This is a genomic window from Chloroflexota bacterium (assembly GCA_014360825.1).
Taxonomy (GTDB): domain Bacteria; phylum Chloroflexota; class Anaerolineae; order UBA2200; family JACIWT01; genus JACIWT01.
Genome location: JACIWT010000042.1, coordinates 1 through 6507 on the forward strand (window position 1 = coordinate 1; position 6507 = coordinate 6507).

General features: G+C 61.7%; 6 protein-coding genes. 5 read left to right on the forward strand and 1 reads right to left on the reverse strand.

The genetic code is table 11. From position 1 onward, the window contains the following. Positions 1-306: 306 nt before the first annotated feature. The 5 genes from H5T64_13105 to amrS all read left to right on the forward strand — a co-directional run bounded on the left by H5T64_13105 (position 307) and on the right by amrS (position 6124). The gene (locus H5T64_13105) at positions 307-765 is read left to right on the forward strand and encodes a C_GCAxxG_C_C family protein (GenBank protein MBC7265274.1); all 459 of its coding nucleotides are present in this window, start codon (positions 307-309) and stop codon (positions 763-765) included. Positions 766-767: 2 nt separating this feature from the next. Continuing rightward, complete coding sequence (locus H5T64_13110; GenBank protein ID MBC7265275.1) at positions 768-1613, forward strand: aldo/keto reductase; 846 nt, start codon at positions 768-770, stop codon at positions 1611-1613. A 69-nt stretch (positions 1614-1682) separates the two neighbouring features. Continuing rightward, positions 1683-2447 (forward strand): nucleoside phosphorylase, encoded by a 765-nt coding sequence (locus tag H5T64_13115; protein ID MBC7265276.1) that lies wholly within the window; start codon positions 1683-1685, stop codon positions 2445-2447. Positions 2448-2512: 65 nt separating this feature from the next. Next, a complete protein-coding gene (locus H5T64_13120) occupies positions 2513-5074 on the forward strand; it encodes a hypothetical protein (protein ID MBC7265277.1) in 2562 nt (853 codons plus the stop codon). 6 nt (positions 5075-5080) lie between these two features. Next, a complete protein-coding gene (amrS, locus tag H5T64_13125; GenBank protein ID MBC7265278.1) occupies positions 5081-6124 on the forward strand; it encodes an AmmeMemoRadiSam system radical SAM enzyme in 1044 nt (347 codons plus the stop codon). A 127-nt stretch (positions 6125-6251) separates the two neighbouring features. Here the strand turns inward: amrS and H5T64_13130 are convergent. Then, positions 6252-6507: hypothetical protein (locus tag H5T64_13130; protein ID MBC7265279.1), on the reverse strand; the 256-nt coding region annotated here is incomplete at its 5' end.

Below are 6507 nucleotides of genomic sequence, written 5' to 3' on the forward strand. Positions count from 1 at the left end.
GGCCTTGTTCTGCCTCGTGCGCACAGCCCCAGACGAGTCCAGTCGGGTGCTATGTGTTCACAACGTCTCCCCTGTGCCGCAGACATTCCACGCCGATCTTGCGGATGCGGGGTTCCGGGCAAATATCGCATTAGTGGACCTCGTTTCCGGAAAGCAATTCTCGACAACAACCTGTGCTGGCTTGACGATGACTGTGCCTGGCTATGGAGTGCTGTGGCTACGGGAGAGCCGACCGCGCTAAGGGCTATCGTTTGCTCCGGATTCGTGCCCGGTTCAGATAACATGTAGAATTGGAGGTGTGGAGGTATGACCGAGGTAGAACGTGCACTTGCCTGCTTCAATGAAGGTTTCAGTTGTGCCCAAGCGGTGTTATCAACGTATGCTCCCCGGTTTGGTCTGGACCGCGAAATGGCCCTGAGGATAGCAGGGGCATTTGGCGGTGGTATGGGGCGCCTGGGCGAAGTATGCGGGGCAGTAACCGGTGCCTTTATGCTCATCGGGCTCAAATATGGTAAGATAAGGGCGGAAGATGATCAGGCCAGGGAAACAGCATACGCTTGGGTGAGGGAGTTTGCGGATAGGTTCGAGTCTCGTAATGGCTCGATCAGGTGCAAAGAGCTACTGGGCTATGATATCAGCACTCCGGAGGGGCTGGCACTGGCCAGGGAGAGGGAGGTCTTCACTACTGTCTGTCCGAAATTAGTTCGGGATGCGGCAGAGATCATCGGGCAGATGTTGGCGACCGCAGATGCAGAGGGAGGTTGACCATGGAAACTCGACCGTTTGGCAAGACCGGGGTGAGCCTGCCCATCCTCAGTTTCGGTGCCCAACGCATCGTGGACGAGGAGGGCTGCAGTGAAGAGCAAGCCGTAGAGATCTTGAACACGGCGCTGGATCGAGGCATCCGCTACTTTGACACCGCCTGGATTTACTCCCAGGGCCAGAGCGAACAGCGGGTGGGTCTGGTGGCCAAGCACCGCCGCAAGGAGATGTGGATCGCCACTAAGGCCTGGGATGAGACCCGTGACGGTGCCCGGCGTCAACTGGAGGAGAGCCTGACCCGCCTGCAGACCGACTATGTGGACGAATGGCGCCTGCACAATGTGTCACGTTTCGCGCGATTGGACGCCATGACCGGGCCAGGTGGTGCGCTGGAAGCGGCTATCCAGGCGCGAGAGGAGGGGCTGGTGCGTTTTATCAGCATCTCCGGACACGGCGATCCCCAGGTGCAGATTGAAGCGCTGCGCCGTTTTCCGTTCGATACGGTCCTCGTGGCCGTGTCGGTGTTGGACCATTTCATCTACAATTTCGCCGAGGAGTTCCTCCCCGTAGCGCAACGGCTTGGCGTAGGGGTGGTGGGAATGAAAGTTTTCGCCTACAAAGTGCTGTCCCATGTGGCCGACCGCGCCTTGCGCTACGCGCTGGCTCTGCCGCTGACCACGGTGATCGTGGGCTGCTCCACGCTGGCGCAGTTGGAGGCTGACTTAGAGGTGGCCGAGTCCTTCACGCCGATGACCGGCCCGGAGCGGTTGGCGTTCTTCCGCGAGGTGTTGCCGCTCGTGCGGCCTGAAAATATGCCCTGGAAAGCAGCCGACTGGGATAACCCGGTCTAGTGGAGGAGCCGCCAGGAGCCGGCGGGGTTCATTGAGATGAAAAGAGCAGACTCCCATTGAGGAGAGAATATGCGACGAAGATACCCCATCTTGGAGTTTGATGCTACATCGGAAGCGATCATCGAACCCAGGCGAGTGATCGAACCCCTCGACATGCCCGAACATTGTGTGGTCTGCTTCTTCCAAGAGGTCATCACCCGCCTGTGCCAGGAAGGCAAGGCCAGGGAGATTGCCCGCCAGAGAAGCGAGATGGGGGCGCATCCGGTGTACGAGATGGAGGTGGGTGGGAGGCGTTTGGCGGTCTTTCACCCCGGGGTAGGGGCTCCCCTGGCCGCGGGCCTGCTGGAGGAAGTGATCGCCCGCGGCTGTAAGAAATTCATCGCCTGCGGGGGCGCGGGAGTGTTAGATAGAGCCATCGCGGCGGGACACATCATTGTGCCTCGGGCTGCCGTCCGCGATGAAGGCACCTCTTATCATTACCTGCCACCCAGCCGAGAAGTAAACGCCAGTCCGGAAGGCATCGCGGCCATTGAGAAAGTGCTACAAGAACACCGTTGCCCATACATTGTGGCCAAGACCTGGACTACTGATGCCTTCTATCGCGAAACGCCAGTGAAAGTGCAGGCGCGCAGGGCAGAGGGCTGCCTGACGGTGGAGATGGAGGCCGCAGCCCTCTTCGCTGTGGCGCAGTTCAGGGGCGTGGTGTTGGCGCAAATGCTTTACGGGGGCGATGACGTCAGCGGCATCGAATGGGACTCCCGACAGTGGGATGAGCGCGCTACTGTGCGCGAGAAATTGTTCTGGCTGGCGGCGGAGGCCTGTCTTACTTTGTAAGGGACGTTCGGATACGGTCGGTAGGGGGCAGGGCCATACGCACCTGCGGACAAGGAGGGGTTGCTATGACGGCGCGCGGTCGGTATATCATTTACATAATCCTATCGCTGGTTCTGAGTGTGCTTTCTTGCCGGCCTGTGCCGACGCCTTCCGTAGCGCATTTCACCTACACCCCTCCCGCCTTCACATCGACTCCCCCTGGTCTAACGGTAACGCCCCTTCCCTCGCCCACCGCCACAGTCTCCCCTACCTTCACACCCCCGCCCTTCGACCGCCCCACCCTCCTGGGCACCATTTCGTTGCGCCACCTGCCCGCTCAGGGCCGCGACCCGAGCGACTTGGCAGTGGTGAACGGCAGAGTTTACGTGGCCAACCGCATGACGGCAAACGTTTCCATCATTGAGGGCGACGAGGTGCGCAGTGTCGTCGCGGTAGGCGAGCGACCTGTGGCCATCGCCGCCGATCCCGAGACGGGGCGAGTCTATGTGCCCTGCGAGGGCGATGGCAACCTCTACGTGATCGAAGGCGACCGGGTGGTGAAAGCCATTCCCGTCGGCACAGAGCCATCCGACGTCCTGGTGATGGAGGGCCGGGTCTACGTCGGCAGTTACGGCGAAGGGGCGGTGATCGTCCTCGATGCGCGCACGGGCGAGCGCGTGACGCTGGTCCGCGTCGGTGAGCAGGGCGTGCTCGCGCTGGCCGGAGACCCATCGCGGCATCACCTGTACGTGAACGTCTACAATCAGACACATGTTTTCGACACCACGAAGTTGGAAGAAATCGGCCAGGTGAATCTGAACTCCTACGTTACCTTGGGGGTCAATCCGGCTATGGGCCGCTTCTACCTGAACGATTGGGACTCCAAAGCCTATCGCCAGTATCTGGCTGCATTGGACGTGGATACGCTCGCCGTCTTGGTCCGCGTGCCAGTGGGAGGCGACCCCCAGGGCATGGCAGTGGATGCGGGAGCAGACCGGCTCTACGTGGCGAATGGCAGCGGCGAGGTAACCGTGATCCAGGCCAGCACCCACGAGGTTATCGCTTCCGTTGTGGTCGGCGTGCGTCCGGTGGCTGTGGCAGTGGACGAGGAGAGCCACCGCGTTTATGTCGCTGTGGCCGATAGCGACAACGTAGTCGTCCTCGACGGGGCCACCAATCAGGTCCTCGGCGTGATCCCAGTGGGCATTGTACCCCGGGGGATTGCAGTGGACCCCACGCGCGGGCGCACCTACGTGGCCGTGCCCGCCACCGCCAGCCTCTTCGTCATCGAGGACCGCAGCGTCATCGCCGAGGTGCCGGTGGGCATGCATCCCCTCAACGTGGCCGTCAACCCGGTGACCAATCGCATATACGTGGCCAACGATGCCAGCGCCACCATCTCGGTGGTGGATGGTGATGCGCTGAGCGTGGTCGCAGAGTTGCCAGCGAATATGTATCCTCTCGCAGTGGCCGTGGACCCCGAGGCCGATCGGGTATACGTGGGGAACACCGTCCTGGATGCTCGAACCCATCGAGAGGTCGCTGCCTACACGCTGATGACGGCTTACAAGAGCGAAGTCTTGCCGGTGGAGATCCATGTGGACCCGGCGAGCAACCGGCTGTACTTGGTAGCATTCAACGGCATACCAGGCTCAAACGGGGGCTATATCGTGTACACCCTCGACCGCCGTACCTTAGAGCCGTTGGAGCACACCTCGAGCGCGTTCAGCGTCACAGGCTTGGCCATAGACCCCGAGCGGAAAGAACTTTACGCCACCACAGTCCGCTTCTCCTATTATCACATCTTGGCGGAAGATACGAGGGATTTCACGACTATCGGTGCTCTCGACCTCCCGAAGTATCCGGAATGCCTGGCTTACAATCCAGTGACCCGTCATCTCTTCATTGGGCTGAGCCAGACCTATCGTCCTGACGTGCCCCCGGGCGGCGAGATACTCGTCCTCGACACCCGCGGCCTGGGTGAGGTGGCCCGTTTCTATTTGAGTGGCGATCCCCTGTACACGGCGGTGGACCCGGTGCGCGGCTACGTATACTTCTCGTTGACCGACGGCACCATCGCCCTGATACAAGATGTGGTCATGCCCGCTCCACCGACGCCCACGCCTACCTTCACTCCTACCCCCTACCGGGCCTGGACGCCCGCGCCTGCGGTAACGCCATCGCCCTTTTCGTGTGCCATCCAGCCCACCGGACGGATTGGGCAAGTCTGGGCCAGCCAACCCGAGGTGCGCCTCGCTCTCGGCTGCCCGATTGGCGAGGCCATCGAGACCGACATGGCTGAAGAGCGCTTCGAGCACGGCCGGATGATCTGGCGCAGGGAGGGTCAGAGCATCGCCGTCCTGTTCGATGACGGGACGTGGAGTTTTCACCTCGACACCTGGGATGAGAGTCAACCCACTTACTCCTGCGAGGCGTCGCCACCTGAGGGTCTGTACCAGCCTCGTCGGGGCTTTGGAAAGGTGTGGTGCAACGAAACCGTAGTGCGCGAACTATTGGGTTGGGCCAGCGAGGAGGAACGCGGCTTCCGAGGGCGCTGCCAGGAGTACGCTGGGGGCACGATCATGGAGACAGACCAGGGCGTGGTGTGGGTCCTTGCTGCCAGCGGCCGCTGGCAGCGCTTCGATTGATGGGCTATGCACGAGGCACGCCTGTACGAGCCATTAGAGGACGGTGCAGTCCGCTGTGGCCTCTGCCAGAGGCGATGCCTCATCGCTCCAGGTCAGCGTGGCTTCTGCCAGACGCGGCGGAACGACGGCGGGCAACTGCAGTCCCTTGTCTACGGGCGGCTGGCGGCCCTGGAGAGCCGCCCCATCGAGATCAAGCCTTTCTTCCATCTCTATCCGGGCAGCACGGCCCTGACCTACTGCGCCTATGGCTGCAACCTGCGCTGTGCCTGGTGTCAGAACTGGCACCTGAGCCGCACTGATCCGCTGGCCAAGTCCGCGCCCTATCTCTCGCCCGAAGACTTGGTGGAGGCGGCGCTGCGGGGTGGCGACCAAGGGCTGTGCGCCAGTTTCAGCGAGCCCGCGCTCCTGCATGAGTACAATCTGGACGCCTTCCCCCTGGCCAAGCGGGCGGGATTGTACACCTGCTATGTCTCCAACGGGATGCTGACCGCCGAGGCGCTGGAGGAACTGGCTGCGGCGGGTCTGGATGCCATCAAGATTGATGTGAAGGGCGACACGGAGGTTTACGCCACCTGGTGTGGGGCGAAGGACGTGGAAGGGCCGTGGGCGACGGCTTCGCGGGCGTTGGCGCTGGGCCTGCACATGGAGATCGTGCACTTGGTGGTCACGGGCGTGAACGATGGCGAGGATGCTTTATCCGCGCTGGTGGATGAGCACTTGCGACACGCCGGGCCTGACGTGCCGTTGCACTTCACCCGCTATTACCCCGCCTACAAGATGGACGCGCCGGCAACGCCCATTTCGACCCTCGAGCGAGCCTACGAGATGGCAAAAGCGGCCGGGGTGCGCTATCCCTACCTGGGGAATGTGACCGGCCACCCAGGCGAGAACACTTGGTGTCCTCGTTGCGGGCAACTGCTCATCGAGCGGCGAGGGTACACGGTCGCCCGCATTCTCCTGACGGCAGAGGGTCGTTGCCCGGGGTGCGGGGAGACGGTGCCGGTTAGACGGTATGGGGAGGCTTTATGCCTGTCCCCGGTGGGCAGCTGAAACCGCGCCCAATGGCCTGATAGCCGGGCATCTCCCTGCGGCGACGCGTGAGGTGCCGTGCTGGTGAATGGGGCAGAATCGTAGGGGCAGGGGCTCCGTAGTTACCTCTCCAGTCCCATCTCCGGGCTTAGATTTGATCTTTTGGGTGCTGTGCCAGCACATGGTATCCACTCCAAGGGCCTAGTTCAACGGCGACTTTGTCGAGCATAAAAGGTACGACCAACCTGATGTTCTCATCGATCTCTGGCAATTGCTCCTTGAGGTGGGCAAAAGGTGTTTGGTAGCCCAGGGAGGAGTGTTCTCGTACGTTGTTGTAGTAGTAGAGATAGCCCAGGGCTTCGTCGAGCAAATCCCGCTCGCTGTGAATAGCAAGCGCTCTGGGG

What these genes read in the sequence shown, in the direction of transcription:
- H5T64_13105 (MBC7265274.1), top strand. Translation starts at nt 307, where the DNA reads ATGACCGAGGTAGAACGTGCACTTGCCTGCTTCAATGAAGGTTTCAGT.
- H5T64_13110 (MBC7265275.1), top strand. Translation starts at nt 768, where the DNA reads ATGGAAACTCGACCGTTTGGCAAGACCGGGGTGAGCCTGCCCATCCTC.
- H5T64_13115 (MBC7265276.1), top strand. Translation starts at nt 1,683, where the DNA reads ATGCGACGAAGATACCCCATCTTGGAGTTTGATGCTACATCGGAAGCG.
- H5T64_13120 (MBC7265277.1), top strand. Translation starts at nt 2,513, where the DNA reads ATGACGGCGCGCGGTCGGTATATCATTTACATAATCCTATCGCTGGTT.
- amrS (MBC7265278.1), top strand. Translation starts at nt 5,081, where the DNA reads ATGCACGAGGCACGCCTGTACGAGCCATTAGAGGACGGTGCAGTCCGC.